Origin of the sequence: Microcoleus sp. Pol10D4 (genome assembly GCF_036701555.1) — a bacterium.
Classification (GTDB): domain Bacteria; phylum Cyanobacteriota; class Cyanobacteriia; order Cyanobacteriales; family Microcoleaceae; genus Microcoleus.
On the sequence record NZ_JAUBRA010000100.1, the window covers coordinates 1 to 16,625 of the forward strand.

The 16,625-nt window shown below is 48.1% G+C and carries 13 protein-coding genes; 4 read left to right on the top strand and 9 right to left on the bottom strand.

Features of this window, described 5'->3' with window-relative positions; genetic code table 11:
* Positions 1-481: 481 nt before the first annotated feature.
* The 5 genes from larB to ispF all read right to left on the bottom strand — a co-directional run bounded on the left by larB (position 482) and on the right by ispF (position 4,767).
* Positions 482-1,285 carry a nickel pincer cofactor biosynthesis protein LarB gene (larB, locus tag QUA36_RS29015; protein ID WP_333459905.1) on the bottom strand — a complete coding sequence of 268 codons (804 nt, stop codon included), beginning with the start codon at positions 1,283-1,285 and terminating at the stop codon, positions 482-484.
* A gap of 35 nt (positions 1,286-1,320) precedes the next feature.
* The gene (locus tag QUA36_RS29020) at positions 1,321-3,081 is read right to left on the bottom strand and encodes an ABC transporter substrate-binding protein (RefSeq protein WP_333459906.1); all 1,761 of its coding nucleotides are present in this window, start codon (positions 3,079-3,081) and stop codon (positions 1,321-1,323) included.
* Positions 3,082-3,121: 40 nt separating this feature from the next.
* Entirely contained in the window at positions 3,122-3,694 is a 573-nt protein-coding gene (locus tag QUA36_RS29025) for a PIN domain-containing protein (protein WP_333164475.1), read from the bottom strand.
* The gene (locus tag QUA36_RS29030) at positions 3,672-4,220 is read right to left on the bottom strand and encodes a hypothetical protein (protein ID WP_333454321.1); all 549 of its coding nucleotides are present in this window, start codon (positions 4,218-4,220) and stop codon (positions 3,672-3,674) included. Before QUA36_RS29030 ends, QUA36_RS29025 begins: the two co-directional genes overlap by 23 nt.
* A 67-nt stretch (positions 4,221-4,287) precedes the next feature.
* Positions 4,288-4,767 carry a 2-C-methyl-D-erythritol 2,4-cyclodiphosphate synthase gene (ispF, locus tag QUA36_RS29035; RefSeq protein ID WP_333164498.1) on the bottom strand — a complete coding sequence of 160 codons (480 nt, stop codon included), beginning with the start codon at positions 4,765-4,767 and terminating at the stop codon, positions 4,288-4,290.
* A gap of 71 nt (positions 4,768-4,838) precedes the next feature.
* On the opposite strand from ispF, the gene QUA36_RS29040 reads away from it, so the two are divergent.
* Complete coding sequence (locus tag QUA36_RS29040; RefSeq protein WP_333459907.1) at positions 4,839-5,246, top strand: hypothetical protein; 408 nt, start codon at positions 4,839-4,841, stop codon at positions 5,244-5,246.
* A gap of 80 nt (positions 5,247-5,326) precedes the next feature.
* Here the strand turns inward: QUA36_RS29040 and trmD are convergent, their stop codons facing one another.
* Positions 5,327-6,022, bottom strand: coding sequence for a tRNA (guanosine(37)-N1)-methyltransferase TrmD (gene trmD, locus QUA36_RS29045; RefSeq protein WP_333363103.1), 696 nt, complete (start codon positions 6,020-6,022; stop codon positions 5,327-5,329).
* Positions 6,023-6,352: 330 nt separating this feature from the next.
* Here trmD and QUA36_RS29050 point away from each other — a divergent pair, with 330 nt between their 5' ends.
* The 3 genes from QUA36_RS29050 to QUA36_RS29060 all read left to right on the top strand — a co-directional run bounded on the left by QUA36_RS29050 (position 6,353) and on the right by QUA36_RS29060 (position 14,106).
* Complete coding sequence (locus tag QUA36_RS29050) at positions 6,353-7,246, top strand: cyanophycinase (RefSeq protein WP_333164500.1); 894 nt, start codon at positions 6,353-6,355, stop codon at positions 7,244-7,246.
* A gap of 337 nt (positions 7,247-7,583) precedes the next feature.
* Positions 7,584-10,304 carry a cyanophycin synthetase gene (gene cphA, locus QUA36_RS29055; RefSeq protein ID WP_333459908.1) on the top strand — a complete coding sequence of 907 codons (2,721 nt, stop codon included), beginning with the start codon at positions 7,584-7,586 and terminating at the stop codon, positions 10,302-10,304.
* A 394-nt stretch (positions 10,305-10,698) separates the two neighbouring features.
* The gene (locus QUA36_RS29060) at positions 10,699-14,106 is read left to right on the top strand and encodes a DNA methyltransferase (protein ID WP_333459909.1); all 3,408 of its coding nucleotides are present in this window, start codon (positions 10,699-10,701) and stop codon (positions 14,104-14,106) included.
* 28 nt (positions 14,107-14,134) lie between these two features.
* On the opposite strand, the gene QUA36_RS29065 is transcribed toward QUA36_RS29060, so the two are convergent.
* The 3 genes from QUA36_RS29065 to cbiE all read right to left on the bottom strand — a co-directional run bounded on the left by QUA36_RS29065 (position 14,135) and on the right by cbiE (position 16,145).
* Entirely contained in the window at positions 14,135-14,524 is a 390-nt protein-coding gene (locus QUA36_RS29065; RefSeq protein ID WP_333459910.1) for a hypothetical protein, read from the bottom strand.
* A gap of 4 nt (positions 14,525-14,528) precedes the next feature.
* On the bottom strand, positions 14,529-14,873 hold the full coding sequence (locus QUA36_RS29070) for a hypothetical protein (RefSeq protein ID WP_333459911.1): 345 nt from the start codon (positions 14,871-14,873) through the stop codon (positions 14,529-14,531).
* Between the two features lie 63 nt (positions 14,874-14,936).
* The gene (cbiE, locus tag QUA36_RS29075; RefSeq protein WP_333459912.1) at positions 14,937-16,145 is read right to left on the bottom strand and encodes a precorrin-6y C5,15-methyltransferase (decarboxylating) subunit CbiE; all 1,209 of its coding nucleotides are present in this window, start codon (positions 16,143-16,145) and stop codon (positions 14,937-14,939) included.
* Positions 16,146-16,625 lie beyond the last annotated feature (480 nt).

The window sequence follows — 16,625 nt, forward strand, 5'->3', positions numbered from 1 at the left end:
ATTGTAGTTTTTTTTCCATGATTATGGGATGTTTGGTTTCACCCTTTTTTAATTCGCCAACAGTCTCTTTCAACCGCCGAGTCTGGCAGTCCTGGACGCAACTGACATATATAGTAATATCATTCCGGTGCCACCGGAATGATGTTGACTGTTGAGTGTTGACTGTTGACTGTTGACAGTGAACAGTCAACTCGAATTTACTATTCCCATGCTAACGGGTTTGATATAAGGTGCTCTACTACCCGAAATCTTCAATAATATTTCAATAACGGAGTCTGACGCACCTGAGATGTTGCACCATTTTCAATTAGGTTTTTTACGGGCGGGCTCTCCTGCCCAACCCCTACTCCCCACAAGAAAACTCACTCTTTGTGGAACAGGCCGGAAAGCCTGTTAAGCGAGAATGGTGCAAGATGCACCCTAAAAATCGATCGTCCTGTGGCAGTTTGCCTTAGTCTTATCTGAGAGAGGGGGTTTGTAACTATTCTCCCTCTCTCCGATTCTCCCCCTCTCCGATTCTCCCCACTCTGCCAGCAGTTCTGAGAATTTGACAAGCTAAAATTGCCGCCCCAAACCCATTATCAATATTCACCACACCCACACCAGCCGCACAAGAATTGAGCATAGTTAAAAGAGGAGCAATCCCGCCAAAACTCGCGCCGTAACCTACACTTGTCGGCACAGCAATCACCGGACAATCTGCCAAACCCGCAACCACACTCGCCAAAGCACCTTCCATACCCGCAACCGCAATCAAAACATCAGCATCAGCAATCACGTGCCGGTTGCTCAGCAAGCGGTGAATGCCGGCAACTCCGACATCCCACAAACGTCGCACCTGAAAACCGCAAAGTTCCGCAGTAATTGCCGCCTCTTCCGCTACAGGCAAATCCGCCGTTCCTGCACTGATAATAGTCACAGTACCCGGATGCTGCGGAGTTGGGGAATTGGGAGAAATTGCACAAATTCGAGCCTTTTGGTAGTAGCACAAATCGGGTATTTTTTGTTGCAGTTGCTCGAAAACTTCCGGTTCGATTCGTGTCGCCATCACGGCAGAATTTCGCCCGCGCATCGCCTCGATAATCTCAACAATTTGGTCTGGCGTTTTCCCTGGGCCCCAAATTACTTCAGGAAAACCCGTTCTTAAAGTGCGGTGGTGGTCAATTTTGGCAAAATCGCCGACTTGTTCAAAGTCAAAATGCTTTAATTTATCCAAAGCTGCGATCGGGCTAATATCCCCGGTCGCGACAGATTCGAGTAACTTCTGTAAAATTTTAGGTTCCATTAATTAATGACTGACTAATGACTGCTGACTGCTGACTATTCTGTTATTTTCAGGTCGTACAAATTCCAGAAACCACCGCCGAGGGCGCTGTAACGAATTCCCGAAACGCGATCGCGCACCGCCTCAAAAGTCAGCGGATTCACCATATAGATAAACGGCACTTGTTCCGCTATAATCCGCTGCGTTTCAGCATAAAGTTCCTTGCGCTTCGCCTCATCGAGCTCCTGAGAAGCTTTCACGTAAAGGTCATCTATTTTCTGTTCCCAGTCGTCAACTTTCCAACCCTTAATCGGCGGTTCTCCGGCTTGCGGGCCCTGGTTGAAACTGTGCAGCGTGCCGTTAACAGACCAAATATTGTAGCCGCTGTGCGGTTCAGTACCTCCCGTAAAACCGCCGAGGTAAGTATCCCAATTCCTCGTCAACCGCAGCTTTTCCACATAAGTGTTAAAACTCAGGAACTGCGTATCAATTTGCATCCCCAGTTTGCCCAAGTCTTGCTTAATTTGCGTTGCCATTTGTTCCCGAACTTTTTTACCCGCCGCCATCAACAAAGTAAATCGCACCTTGTTGCCATCAGCATCCAACAATTCGCCGTTACTATTATACTTGAAACCAGCACTTAACAGTAACTCTTTGGCTTTTTGCGGATCGTAACTGTAAGTTTTCAATCCCTGTTCTGGGGACAGGTAGAACGGGCTTTGCGCCGGAATTGGGGAATGCAGGGGCGCGCCAAGTCCGCGATAAATATTGTTAGTCATGGCGGATCGGTTGATGCCGTAGGCGATCGCCTGCCGGAATTCCTTACTCGCGAACCAGCGAGACTTAACCGGGTCTACAAACGGCTGATTTTGAGCATTGCGCCCCTTATTCAGATTGAAACACATAAACACGCTGCCAGTATCTGGGCCGCCGTTGAATACCGTATATTTGCCGCGTTTTTCCTCCCGTTTCAGCAGCGGAAACACTTCCGGTTCCACGTTCAGAGTATCCAAATCACCCGATCGAAAATTCAGCAGTTGATTATCAGTATTTTCGATAATTTGCCAAACAATTTGCTGGATGTAAGGTTGAGGATTTCCCTCAGCATCTTTGCGCCAAAAATACGGATTTCGTTCCAAAACAACGCGCTGATTAGGAGTATAACTCAGCATTCGGTACTGACCATTTCCGACAATTTTTTTAGGGTCAGTATCAGTGCCCCAAGTAGCCAGGTATTTAGGGTTGCCGTCTGCATCTGTATTTTCTACAGCTTCCTGTAAAATATGACCTGGTAAAATCGGGATTCCGCCAGCATATCTAATAAATGGAGCAAAGGGTTCGGCAACGGAAAATTCAACGCGGCGGCTGTCAATTTTTTTAACTTTTGGAAATTCGCCACTGATGCCAACCCTCAGAATATCTTTCAAACCGCTAGGAATTTTGTCATTGAAATAAATTTTTTCATAGCTGAAGATAATGTCATCAGTAGTCATCGGTTCCCCGTCCGACCATTTCAATCCCTCTCGCAGGGTAAAGACAATCTTTTTGCCATCTTTAGAAACTTCCCATGATTCAGCTAAACCGGGTTCTAACTCGGATGTCAAGCCGTTTTCGTTGATTAATCCCTCGTACATATAACCAAAGACGCTGTATGCAGATTGATTGAGGGGGTAGTTAAAGGTGGCCGGGCCGCTGGGGGTGGGAACGATGAGTCTGTTTACTAAGTTCGATCGGGCTGGAGTGCACGCAGACAGAGTTAGGGTGGCAATTGCCGCCAGTAAAATCGCCAGCCAGCGCAGTCTTGAATGTAGCATCATAGAAATTTTCATAATTTTTTAGTTTACCATCTGCGTGCAACTATGACTGAGATTGTAACCAACCGAGAAAGTTTTTAGTTACAGAGAAATACTTTGTAATCCCGGCTTCTCGCAAAACATCTTGAACTTCCGGTAGACCAAATTCTTTGACGTTACCGCTGAGAAATACTTTGGTTTCTGTAGAATGCGATCGGGCATGACTGAGGATACAGTGTAGAATCAAATTGTCTGTTGGGTCTTTTTTGATGATAGGTGTGTTTAAATTTGCTTGAATAATCTCGGAATTTAATGCAATCATTTCGGCATTACATGACATCATAGAAATTGCTTCACGCAACCGCAATTCAATTTCATCTATTCGTTCAAGATAGTAAACTAATGACTCTTCTAGGTGGAAAGATAGAGAGGCGACCTTTTCAGAGGTCACATCTCGCTTTGTTTCGCTAATTTGACGGCTTAGCTGTTCCTTAAAAGAGTTTTGTCGCTTCAACTCGTCCTCGAAAGCTGACCAAGCCTCCATATAACAAACGCTGGGTATGACTAACTGAACTGATGAGGACAAATCTCTGAGCAACATAATTGCTTCAGCCTCACGCCCTGTAGCAATACTCATCAGAAAGTTGGTCTCGATATATATAATTGCCACCTAATTCCACTCCTGATTTTGTTGTTCCACTTGCGAGTAATGGCAGCAAACCGATGGCTGATATCTGTTCTGATGCTGGAGGAATTTCGGATTTCCAGTTATAATCTAAGTCATGCAGCCACGATTCTATCAGCCCCCCAATGGTACGTTCAGAGAGCCATCGACTGCCAAAAGTCGGCATATAATAGCGACATATTTCACCAGTATTTAGAGTGCAAACAGGCTCCGATAAATTTACACCATCCCATTTGAAAATCAAAATTTGTTCCGCGTCAACAAACATAGCATAGGGAACGATCGCGTTGTTTTCAGATAGCTTAGCTAACACAGCTTTCAGCCAATCGATCGCGCGAGCGATAATTTTCTGTTTCGCGGCTGTTTCTTGAGCTTGAATAATTTTAACCTCGATTAGCACGACTATGTTATCGTCCTTATCCAACGCGATCACATCCGCGTCTACGGGTAATTGTAACTCCCAAGTGTCAGTGTCCATGATTTCAGGCTTCCTAGCGATGTTGGATTTGAGATTAACTTTACAGTCAATTAGAGATTCTAGAGTTCTATTTTTTGCCCAACAAAACTACAGCATAGGCTGCAATTCCTTCTTCTCTCCCCACAGGGCCTAACTTTTCGTTTGTAGTAGCTTTGATGCCGATTTGATCAGGTTTTAATTGTAGGACAGCAGAAAGCCGATCGCGCATTTGCTCAATATGCGGTTTCAGCTTTGGACGTTCCGCTACCACCACCGAATCAATATTGCCGATTTCCCAGCCTTTATCTAATATTAACTGATTGACTTGTGCCAGCAAGACGAGACTATCAGCACCTTTCCATTTCGGGTCAGTTGGAGGGAAATACAGCCCGATATCTCCTAAGCTCAGAGCTCCAAGCATGGCATCCATGATAGCGTGGGTAAGTACGTCTGCGTCGCTGTGTCCTAATAAGCCTAATTCGTGGGGAATGTGGACGCCGCCGAGGATGAGGGGGCGTTCTGGAACTAAGCAGTGAATGTCGTAGCCGTTGCCGATGCGGATGTTCATGTAAAGTAGATGTTTGGGAAGTATAGCAAAAGACAATTATTTCATGTTTCCGGAGAGATTGCTGAAAAATAATGGTCTTGATTTACGGACTTTGCGGTAATTGTAGCAAAGACATACAGATGTCGGTTGGTCAGTCTGTCTTCGACAAAAAAGTTGTCTGGCATCTATCTTATAGCTGTCATTATTGCGGGGAGGCAAGCGAGTTAGATAATAGTGATGCTATACCTAACGAAATGAGAAAAGAGATTTTAGCAAAAGAAGAAACTTGGAACTTGATTGTATTGGAAAAAGAACAACGTGCAACAGTTGTAACAAAAATCCTGCGTCAGGCTATGGAATTGTCATTAGCTGAAGCGATGAACTTAAAAAAGAAGATGCCTGGTTCTGTTTTTGTCGGAACTAAAGCTGAGACCGATCGACTAAGACATCTTTTAGCTGCTGAAGGATTGACAGCTTCAATAAGCAAAACTGTAACTTAGTTCTGCCTGGGGAGTTCTATTAGCTTTCAAGTGCTAATCATCCCTGAAGATCCAACTAATAACGGCTACATCCTCAAACCTTATTCTCCCCTTTCCTGCAACCACCGATCGTACAAATCCGATCGCCTTTGGCGCGTTCTTTCAATTTGCTGTTGCTTGCGCCAGCGAGCAATTTCTGCGTGATTACCAGACAGCAACACGTCGGGCACCTTCAATCCCCGAAAATCCGCCGGTCGAGTGTACTGCGGATAATCCAAAAGCCCGTCTTCAAAACTCTCAAACTTTAGGGAATCTTCCTTCGCCACAGTTCCCCGCAGCAATCGCAAAACTCCATTTATCAAAGCTAAAGCCGGAATTTCGCCCCCCGTGAGCACAAAATCCCCCAAAGACACCTCGCGAGTTACCAAATGCAGCACTCGATCGTCCACACCTTCATAATGACCGCAAATCAACACCAACTGATCGCGATCGGCTGCCAACTCCCGAAACATCGCCTGCTGCATCGGTTCCCCCTGGGGAGTCAGCAAAATCACCTCCCGCCGCGGCAAAATCGGCAGCGACTCCACCGCAGCAAAAATCGGTTCCGGTTTCATCAGCATCCCCACTCCGCCCCCGTAAGGCTCATCATCGACTCGCTGGTGTTTGTCTGTGGTAAAATCGCGGGGATTGACAAAATTCACCTCAGCAATCTTTTTAGCTAAGGCTTTGCCCATCAGTCCCGACTCTAGGGGAGCCCGGAAAAATTCTGGAAATAGGGTAACAACGTCAAATCGCACAATTATTGGAATTTCATTGATACATCACCTCTAGTTTGACCTTTAGAGGGAGTTCAGTTTTCAGTAATTGCTTTATTCTTTATAATTTCTTATAATTTCTGAAAATTTTGGCAAGTTAAATTCTCTTCCTGTGTCTGCGGGTCGGTTTTGTACAAAAATAATCGGTTTTTCATGACAGCGACTGCAAGTAAACTCGCCCCCAAACAACTGCGGGATACTGCGATCGGCGATCGCACCTCGCTCGCAAACAAATATTTATTCTTAAAAAGCCCTATTCTACCCACAGCAACGGCAAAATTGAATTTCACATCCAACAGAGGAAGACATACCATGCAGCAGTTGACATCTCAAGCCCTTGAACACAATATTCCCCAGCGCACAAAAACCTCGATTATGGTCATCGGGGGAGCCGAAGACAAAGTTCACGGGCGAGAGATTCTGAATACCTTTTTTTGCCGTGCTGGGGGTGCAAACGCTCGGCTGGCCATCATCCCGTGCGCTTCGCGAGATCCCGAAGGAATTAGCAACCGCTACCGCACCATATTTGACGAGATGGGCGTTAGCGCCGTCAAAGTAGTGGACATCCGCGAACGCGCACAAGCCGAAAACCCCGTCTGGAAAGATTACTTAGAAGATTGTACGGGCGTATTCATCACAGGCGGCGACCAACTGCGGCTCTGCGGGCTGCTGGCGGACACCCCGCTGATGGAGAAAATTCGCAAAGAAACTCTCGAAGGCAAGATTACCCTCGCTGGCACCAGCGCAGGTGCTGCGGTGATGGGATATCACATGATTGCAGGCGGTGGGAGTGGTGCGTCACCGAACCGCTCTTTAGTAGACATGGCAAACGGACTTAACATTATTCCTGAGATCATCGTAGACCAGCACTTTCACAACCGCAACCGCATGGCTCGCTTGCTGTCGGCTGTGGCTTGCCATCCCGATCGCCTCGCTATTGGTATTGACGAAGATACCTGCGCCTTGTTTGAGGGAGACGATACTATGAAAATTCTCGGTAAAGGCACTGTGACTATTGTTGATTCTAGGGAAAATTTTTATACCAATGAGTCTATGGTAGGAGCGACAGAACCCTTAAGTCTGTTCAATATGCGGTTGCACGTTCTGTGTCACGGAGATTGCTACAATATGCCCCAAGGCAAACCAATGCCATCAGGAGCGTGTTCCGAGTCTGGCTGGCCCCCCGAATGCCGCACAGCCAACTAACGTAGAACATCTCTTGTCATTGATTCGGCAGAAATTAGGCGGCATTCCGGCCGAATCATGGATACAACAAAGAATAGATTCCGAAGCAGCCACGGGCTGACCCCAGCAGGCAGAATCACAGAAAATTCTAACTTCGGGCTTTGAATTTTTGCTAGCCATTGACCTGTACTTGTTTTTAGCCGATCGCAGGGGCATGAATTTTCAATTGGGTAGCCCATAACTGGAAATTCACTCCCAAACTGTTCGCAGCGAACAGTCGATCGAGCAATCTAGATCGAAATTGAATAAATGCTCCAATTATCTATAAGATTTCGCGCCCCATACCCCTCTAACTGCCATGAAAATACTTAAAATCCAGACCTTACGCGGCCCCAACTACTGGAGCATCCGACGCCAAAAACTCGTCCTGATGCGTCTGGATTTAGAGGAGTGGGCAGATAAAACCACAGCGGAAATTCCTGGCTTCTATGAAGGGTTGATCGCCGCACTTCCGAGTTTGAACGACCATCACTGTTCCCCAGGCCATCAGGGAGGATTCCTGCAACGGGTCAGAGAAGGCACAATGATGGGACACGTAATCGAACACGTCGCCCTAGAACTTCAGGAAATGGCAGGAATGCCGGTCGGGTTCGGCCGTACCCGCGAGACTGCGACCCCAGGTATTTACCAAGTAGTAATTGAGTATCAAAACGAACAAGCAGGTCGCTATGCAGCGCGGGCGGGCGTGCGACTGTGCCAAAGCATTGCCGAGACAGGCACTTATCCAGCAGCAGAATTAATCCAAGATTTGAGAGATCTCAGAGAGTTTGCTGCTTCGGCGGCCTTGGGGCCGAGCACGGAAACACTGATTAAGGAAGCAGAAGCGCGCGGCATTCCTTGGATACCTTTGAGCGCCAGGTTTATGATTCAACTCGGCTACGGGGTTCACCAAAAGCGGATTCAGGCAACTCTGAGCAACCGCACAGGAGTTTTGGGGGTAGAACTTGCCTGCGACAAGGAAGGTACCAAAAATATCCTCGCCAGCGCTGGTGTGCCGGTTCCCAGAGGAACGGTGATTAATTATTTGGATGAACTGCGCGGGGCGATCGAAGATGTCGGCGGTTATCCGATCGTCCTCAAACCCCTAGACGGCAACCACGGCCGCGGCATTACGATCGACATCAATTCCTGGGAAGCAGCAGAAGAAGCCTACGACTTAGCCAGCGCGGCATCAAAAACAAAAAGCGTGATAGTAGAGCGCTATTACGTCGGCCGTGACCACAGAGTATTGGTAGTCAACGGGCAAGTCATAGCAGTCGCAGAACGAGTACCCGCTAACGTCGTGGGCAACGGCAGGTATACAGTAGAACAGCTTATTGAAGAAGTAAACCGCGACCCGCAGCGAGGAGATGGACACGACAACGTACTCACCCGGATCACGATCGACAAATTGTCCCTGGATTTGCTGCAAAAACAAGGATACGCGATGGACTCCGTAGTGCCGGCCGGCGAAAGAGTATTTTTGCGGGCGACAGCCAACTTGAGTACCGGTGGCATTGCAGTCGATCGCACCGACGAAATCCACCCAGAAAACGTCTGGCTGTTTTCCAGAGTCGCCAAAATTATCGGTTTGGACATCGCCGGCATAGACGTAGTAACTCCCGACATCTCCCAACCCCTGCGCGATGTCAACGGCGTCATCGTCGAAGTCAACGCAGCACCGGGTTTCAGAATGCACGTCGCCCCGAGTCAAGGTTTACCCCGCAACGTCGCCGGCGCCGTCTTCGATATGCTTTTCCCCTCACCTCAACCCAGCCGGGTGCCGATTTTAGCGGTAACGGGAACCAACGGCAAAACTACAACCACTCGCCTGCTTGCCCACATTGTCAAGCAGACCGGTCAGATTACCGGCTACACAACTACCGACGGCACTTACATCGGCGATTATTTGGTAGAAAGCGGAGACAATACTGGGCCACAGAGCGCTCAATTGATTTTGTCTGACCCAACGGTAGAAGTTGCCGTGTTGGAAACGGCTAGAGGCGGAATTTTGCGATCGGGCCTCGGCTTCGATCAGTGCGATGTCGGCGTCGTCTTGAACGTCGCGGCCGATCACTTGGGAATTGGCGACATCGACACCGTAGAACAACTGGCCAAACTCAAGAGCGTCCTCGTCGAGTCGGTAATGCCCAAAGGCTATGCAGTTTTGAATGCAGACGACCCGCTAGTATCACAAATGGCGCAGCGTGTCAAGGCTCAAATTGCCTATTTTTCCATGAACCCGGATAACGAACTGGTTGCCAAACATACCGCTGCGGGCGGGCTGGCAGCGATTTACGAAAATGGCTACTTGTCGATCTTAAAAGGCGATTGGACGCTGAGAATTGAGCAGGCTGTGAACGTGCCGCTGACGATGGGCGGGCGCGCGCCGTTTATGATTGCCAATGCTTTAGCAGCTTGTTTGGCGGCTTTTGCCCAAGGATTGAAAATAGAAGATATTCGATCGGCTTTGTCAAGCTTCCAAGCATCGGTCGGTCAAACTCCCGGACGGATGAATTTGTTTAAATTGGGCAACTATCACGCTTTGCTCGACTACGCCCACAACCCCCACAGTTACAAAGCTTTGGGCAGTTTCGTGCTGAATTGGCAGGGACAGCGGATCGGGGTAGTCGGCGCCCCCGGAGACCGACGAGATGAAGATTTTGTCACGCTGGGCAAACTTTCGGCCGAGATGTTCGATCGTATAATTGTCAAGGAAGATATTGACAGGCGCGGCCGAGAACCCGGTGTTGTGGCAAAGTTAATTTGCCAGGGAATTGCAGAGGCGATTTCTGCAGGAACCGCAAACAAATCTCAAGTTGAATACGAGTTGATTCTCGACGAAACAACAGCCGTTAACAAAGCTTTAGATGAGGCGCCGGCCGGCAGTTTGGTAGTGATTTTACCTGAAAGTGTCAACAAAGCTTTGAGTTTAATTGAAGCCCGGAAACCGATTAAGGAATCTGTGGAAGTTCAAAACGGTTTAGATCGATCGAAGTCACAGGAAAGTTTAAAACCGACTGTGGTGAATCAAGGCTAAACTCTTAAGTCTCATTTAATTAATAGGTTGGGTTACTTGTGTTAAACCCAACCTATTTGTTTTAAAATTAATACTATTTTTGAAGATTTTTTTTGTATTGCATTGAACAAAGGGTAGAGAGAGCGATCGACTTATATTAAATCCGGTAGCATCGTCGGGCATAAAATCCAGTCAACAGTCAACCACAGATGGTGCAACCGGATTCGATATTATTCATCTGCGTTAATCTGTGTCTATCTGCCCTCATCTGCGGTAAAAAAAAGAGAATTTCTTCACCGCAGATGACAAGGGATTGACGCTGATTCACGCAGATGAATAGCATAGATCCATGAATAATTTCCATGCTAACAGAGAAGTATAGAATCAGGAAACAGCAAGCAACAGGGATTGAAGCATGAATGAGGCTGATCGCACGCGAGTCGAAACATTCATCACGCGCTGGGCAGGTTCTAGCGGTAACGAACGGGCAAACTACCAGTTGTTTTTTGCCGAAATGTGCGATGCGCTGGGAGTCGATCGCCCTTTTGATAAAGGCAGAATTCCCAACGAGCCCTACTGCTTTGATAAAGATGTCAAAATTTTTCACCCCAGCGGCAAAGTAACTCCGGGGTTTATTGACTTTTACAAAGCCGAGCATTTTTTAATCGAGGCAAAACAGGGCGGAACAACTAGCAAAAAGGGAACGGCAAAGCGGGGGACAAATACCTATTTGCGAGAGATGGAAAAAGCGTTTGTGCAGGCGATCGCCTATACCCGCAGTCTCAGCAGCAAACCGCCCTTTTTGTTAACTTGCGATATTGGCGATCATTTTGAATTATGGATGGGTTTTAGCGGCGATTATGGCGGCTATGGGGCGCGACGAGAAATCGGGCTAATCGAGTTGCGGAAAGCCGATGTTTTCGATTTGTTTGTCGATATTTTTAGCAATCCGCAGCAGCGCAATCCAGAGAAAATTGCGGCGCGGGTGACGCGGGAAGTGGCGGCGGATTTGGCAGAGTTGGCGAAGCGGATGGAGGCGAATGTCGATCCGCAGCAAGTCGCCCAGTTTTTGATGCGCTGTATTTTCACCATGTTTGCTGAGGATGTGGGGTTGTTGAAGGAACATTTGTTTACGCAGGCGCTGGAAACGCGATGGATTCACAACCCGAAGACTTTTAAGCCGGAGGTAGAGGCGCTGTGGGAGGCGATGAATGAGGGGACGAGTTTTGGCTTTCATGGCAAACTGTTGCGGTTTAATGGCGGATTGTTTGCGGAGTCGCAGGCGTTTGCTTTGACAAAGGCGCAGTTGGAAGTCTTGTTGCAGGCGGCGAAGCGGGATTGGTGCAATGTGGAACCGGCGATTTTTGGGACGTTGTTGGAAAGGGCGCTGGATTCGAGGGAACGGAGTAAGTTGGGGGCTCATTATACGCCGCGATCGTATGTGGAAAGGTTGGTAAAGCCTGTGGTGATGGAACCTTTGGGCGATCGCTGGATTGCGGTACAAGCGGAGGTTAAACAGTTGCTCAACGCGGGGGAATCGGAACCGACTGCAAATCAAAGGAAAAAGGCGATCACAGTTTTAGAGGCATTTCTGACGGAGTTACAACAGGTGAAGATTCTCGATCCGGCCTGCGGATCGGGTAATTTCCTTTATGTGACGTTGGATTTGTTGAAGGGGTTGGAGTCGGAGGTGTTGCGGCGCTTGGAGGATGTCACCGGGGCGGCCCAGTTGCGGTTAGATATTGCACAAGTTAATCCGAGTCAGTTTTTGGGAATTGAGATCAATCCTAGGGCGGCGGCGATCGCGGATTTGGTGATTTGGATTGGGTATTTGCAGTGGCATTTTCGGCGGTTTGGCGATATTCCGCCGATCGAACCTGTGTTGCGCGAGTACAAAAATATTGAATGGGGGGATGCAGTGTTGGCCTATGACGGGAGGGAACCGGATGTGGATGCGACGGGGAAGGTGAGGACTCGCTGGGGCGGACGGATGATGAAGAGTCCGGTGACGGGGGAGGATATTCCCGATCCGACAGACCAAATAACAATTTATCGGTATTTAAATCCGAGGGCAGCCGAGTGGCAGGAGGCGGATTATATTGTGTCCAACCCGCCGTTTATTGGGAATGCGAGAATGCGGGAAATCTTGGGAGATGGGTATACAGAAACGTTGCGAAAAGTCTATAAAGATGTGCCGGATACTGTTGATTTCGTAATGTACTGGTGGCACAAGGCAGCGGAACTAACTAGAGCAAGCAAAATTCAACGCTTTGGGTTTATTACCACAAACAGTATTCGCCAAGTTCGGCAGCGGAAAGTTCTGGAGTTTCATTTTACGCAAAAGATTCCCACCCGATTAATTTTTGCTATTCCCGATCACCCTTGGATTGATGAAGGGGCAGCAGTCAGAATTGCAATTACAGCAGGTGAATTATATGACCTCAAAAAGCCTGTAAGGATTGCCGAATTTGGTACAGTAGTTGCTGAGTGTGAGGGAGAGACACCGGAAGACTCGGCAGAGCAAGTTCAAGTGCAGTTGCAGAATGTAGGGCTAATTTTTAGTAACCTTCAAGCTGGTTTTGATTTAACTCAATCTCAACAACTCCTGGCTAATAATAGGATATCCAGTCGCGGTGTTATGCTATTTAGTTCCGGGTTTATTGTCGAGCAATCTGACTTTGGAGAGATTGAGTCTAAGGTTCTTTTCCCATACATCAATGGACGAGACTTTATGCAACGTTCTCGCAATGTGCGCGTCATTGATTTATTTGGCTTAAAAGCTGATAAAGCTCAAGAACTATATCCAAAAGCATTCCAATGGGTATTGGATAAAGTTAAACCTGAACGAGATACTAACCGTGATAAGAGCCTCCGAGAAAACTGGTGGATATTTGGTCGTCCCAGAACTGAACTTCGACCAGCACTAAAGGGACTACAGCGTTATATTGCTACAGTAGAGACTGCGAAGCATAGAGTATTTGTCTTTCTTCCCCGTGAAGTAATACCTGATAATATGTTGATTGCGATCGCCCTTGATGATGCTTATTTCTTAGGAGTTCTGTCTAGTCGAGTTCATGTTACTTGGTCGCTGGCAGCAGGCGGAACATTAGAAGATAGACCTCGTTACAACAAAACTCGATGCTTCGATCCCTTCCCCTTCCCCGACGCCACGGAAACTCAAAAACAAACCATCCGAGAACTCGGAGAACGCCTCGACAGCCACCGCAAACGAGTCCAAGCCACTCACCCCGAAGTCACCATCACGGGGATGTACAACCTCCTCGAAAAACTCCGCCAAGGCGAACCCCTCGACGACAAAGACAAAGCCTTCAACCAAAAGGCCCTAGTCTCCACCCTCAAACAAATCCACGACGAACTCGATGCCGCCGTCTTTGCGGCCTATGGTTGGGAACCCACCCTCACCGACGACCAAATCCTGGAAAACCTCGTCAGCCTCAATGCCCAACGCGCCGAGGAAGAATGCAACGGACTCATTCGCTGGCTGCGTCCCGACTACCAAGCCCCAGGCGAAACCTACGTGCAACCATCCCTTGCAGGTATCACCACCGAAACCGAAACCCCCATCGCCCCCACGGAACAACAACCCTTCCCCAAAACCCTCAAAGAGCAACTTTGGGCCATCCGCGACTTATTCCGCACCCAAAGCGGCGAATGGACAGCCGCCCAAGTCACCGCCCATTTCAAAGCAGCCAGCCGCAAACAAAAAGTCATTCTCGACTGTTTAGAAAGCCTCGAAGATTTGGGGATTTTGCTCAGTCATACTGAAAATGGGATGACTTTCTGGCATCTGGCAGAACTTTAGAGCGATGTGTAAGTTTCTGTTACTTTCTCTATGCCATCTGCAAATACTCCAACACCACCAACCGCAAATAGTCCAGCATTCGGATATAGGCTCGCATTTGAAGATAGCCCGATCGCGTCTCATCATAAAACTGAGCGATCGCAGAACGATCGAATACCCTAAGCTGATGTAAGTCTGCGATCGCTTGCTCGCGATTCTCAACCTCTGCGCGCTCCTCAATCTGACTAGCATAACCGCGAATACTTACTGTTACTAACTCAAGCTCCTCCAGAAACGAAAAATCTTCCTCAGAACCAAGATACCTCTGAGATATCTCTTTGCGCTCTGATTTAGTGTTTTGATAGTCAACTGTCAACTGTGCCAAAAGTTGCACAATAATATCCTGCCCAAGCGCTAATTTGTTTTGAACTTGTGCCATATCGCTATTCCTCATTAATGCCATAAGTCACCATTTTCTCAACACCATACTGGTCAGGTCGCACAATTAAAAACTCATTGCCCTTTCGGTAAACAGCGGCTCCATCCTGCCGATATCCCGTGCGAGGAACTCTTACAGCACCTCTGGTGTTGAAGTTGTGTGCTTTACGCAGATATTTGAGTGGATCGAATCCTTTTCTTTGTGAATGGTCTAACACACTTTGGGCCACAGTTCGATAAGTTCCTCTATCCCATTCAGACAGATATTGCTGTAGTTCGAGAACTTCAGTGTTGGAATAGTCTTCAAACAGTCGATCTAAATAAGGATCTACAGATGATTCGTCTGGCATTATCACTCTCATTCCAGAGGATATTATTGATTATAGCTTTATTGGAAAAAGAGCGATCGCATTTTACCTCTTAACTACCGCCCACTGAGTCACCGGCGCAAGCGGTTTCCAACCCTGAAAAGAACCGATCGCCCCTACTCGCTGAATCCCAATTCTAATGAGTTCCCCACCATAACGATCGTGCCATTGCAAAACTTTAAACTCGCTCTCAACTGTCACGGCATTAACAACTAATCGGCCGCCTTCACCTAAAGCATTCCAGCAAGTTTCCAGCAAAGCTTCTGCGGTGACGCCGCCGCCGATGAAAATAGCATTCGGTTGAGGCAAATTTGTCAGGGCTTCCGGCGCTTCTCCCGCCACGATTTCGAGTTCGGGAACGCCGAAAGTCGAGGCATTTTCAGCGATGTATTGCAGTCGAGTCGAATGGCGTTCGATCGCGATCGCCCTGCACCGAGGATGACTCCGCATCCATTCGATCGCGATCGAGCCGCAGCCCGCCCCCACATCCCAAAGCAACTCACCCGGAATCGGTGCTAACGTTGACAGAGTAACGGCTCGAACCTCCCGTTTGGTAAGTTGGCCGTCGTGGCGATAAGCAGCATCCGGCAAACCGCAGGTACGAGGGAAAATCACAGTTTCGCGATCGGCTGCAACTGCGATCGCGATCGTGTTCAAATCAGCCAAATCCGCTGCATTCCAGGCTGCTGCTACCCCCTCGATCCGCCGTTCCGATCCCGCTCCCATCCGCTCGAACACGGTCATCAAACTGCTGCCAAACCCCTGCTGCATCAACAATTGTGCCACCTTTCTCGGCGTGTGTCTGTCAGCGCTCAACACCAGCAACCGCGCCCCCGGTGACAAAGCAAGGGCGATCGATGCGATCGGGCGATTTGTCAAACTGAAAGTCTCAACTTGGGCTAGTGGCCAACCCAAACGGGCGCAAGCAAGACTAAAAGCCGATACCGCCGGAATCACAGTCATTTCCGAAATGGGAATCTGGCGCGACAGCGTGACGCCGATGCCGTGACACATGGGATCGCCGCTTGCGATCACGCACACAGACTGTCCCCGGCGGCGGATGATGTCGTCAACTGTTGTCTGCAAAGGCGATGCCCAAACCAATTTTTCGCGGGTGTCGTTGGTTGGTAGCATTGCTAGGTGACGGGCGCCACCAACAACGACTTGAGATTGAGAGAGGAGGGTAGAGGCGATCGGGCCCAGCCCCGAAAGTCCATCTTCGCCAATCCCCACCACCGAAAGCCATTTGTGCATTGAATGCTTACCGCTAATCTCGTTTCCGGCTGCATCGGAATCATCAAACTCGATAATCATCACTCATTAGTTATTAGTTATTAGTTATTAGTCGTTAACCGTTAATCATATTATGTCCGCTCGAACAACCAGAATAAAATTGGTTTATAGTGAGGACTTCAGTCCTCATAAAACTCGATCGCACTGAAATCCTCAGTACAAAAGTTATAAATCACATCTTGCATCCTTCTCGCTTAACAGGCTGTCCGGCCTGTTCCACAAAGAGTAGATTTTCTTGTGGGGAGTAGGGTTGGGCAGGAGAACCCGCCCGTGAAAGGCTTATTAACAATGGTGCAAAATGCCAGTTAGAACGCTTATTTTACCGAACTAGATATGTGAATAAAGTATAAAAAAATATTTTTCTCCAAACAAAAAGCGCCCCTATTTCTAGGAGCGCTTTTTGTTAATCTCAAGTTAAAAATTAACCGTTGATAGAAGGAG

Coding starts and splice junctions, on each gene's coding strand:
- QUA36_RS29065 (WP_333459910.1), bottom strand. CDS start 14,524: ATGGCACAAGTTCAAAACAAATTAGCGCTTGGGCAGGATATTATTGTG.
- cbiE (WP_333459912.1), bottom strand. CDS start 16,145: ATGCACAAATGGCTTTCGGTGGTGGGGATTGGCGAAGATGGACTTTCG.
- QUA36_RS29040 (WP_333459907.1), top strand. CDS start 4,839: ATGGTCTTGATTTACGGACTTTGCGGTAATTGTAGCAAAGACATACAG.
- QUA36_RS29030 (WP_333454321.1), bottom strand. CDS start 4,220: ATGGACACTGACACTTGGGAGTTACAATTACCCGTAGACGCGGATGTG.
- QUA36_RS29020 (WP_333459906.1), bottom strand. CDS start 3,081: ATGATGCTACATTCAAGACTGCGCTGGCTGGCGATTTTACTGGCGGCA.
- QUA36_RS29060 (WP_333459909.1), top strand. CDS start 10,699: ATGAATGAGGCTGATCGCACGCGAGTCGAAACATTCATCACGCGCTGG.
- cphA (WP_333459908.1), top strand. CDS start 7,584: ATGAAAATACTTAAAATCCAGACCTTACGCGGCCCCAACTACTGGAGC.
- QUA36_RS29050 (WP_333164500.1), top strand. CDS start 6,353: ATGCAGCAGTTGACATCTCAAGCCCTTGAACACAATATTCCCCAGCGC.
- QUA36_RS29025 (WP_333164475.1), bottom strand. CDS start 3,694: ATGAGTATTGCTACAGGGCGTGAGGCTGAAGCAATTATGTTGCTCAGA.
- larB (WP_333459905.1), bottom strand. CDS start 1,285: ATGGAACCTAAAATTTTACAGAAGTTACTCGAATCTGTCGCGACCGGG.
- ispF (WP_333164498.1), bottom strand. CDS start 4,767: ATGAACATCCGCATCGGCAACGGCTACGACATTCACTGCTTAGTTCCA.
- QUA36_RS29070 (WP_333459911.1), bottom strand. CDS start 14,873: ATGCCAGACGAATCATCTGTAGATCCTTATTTAGATCGACTGTTTGAA.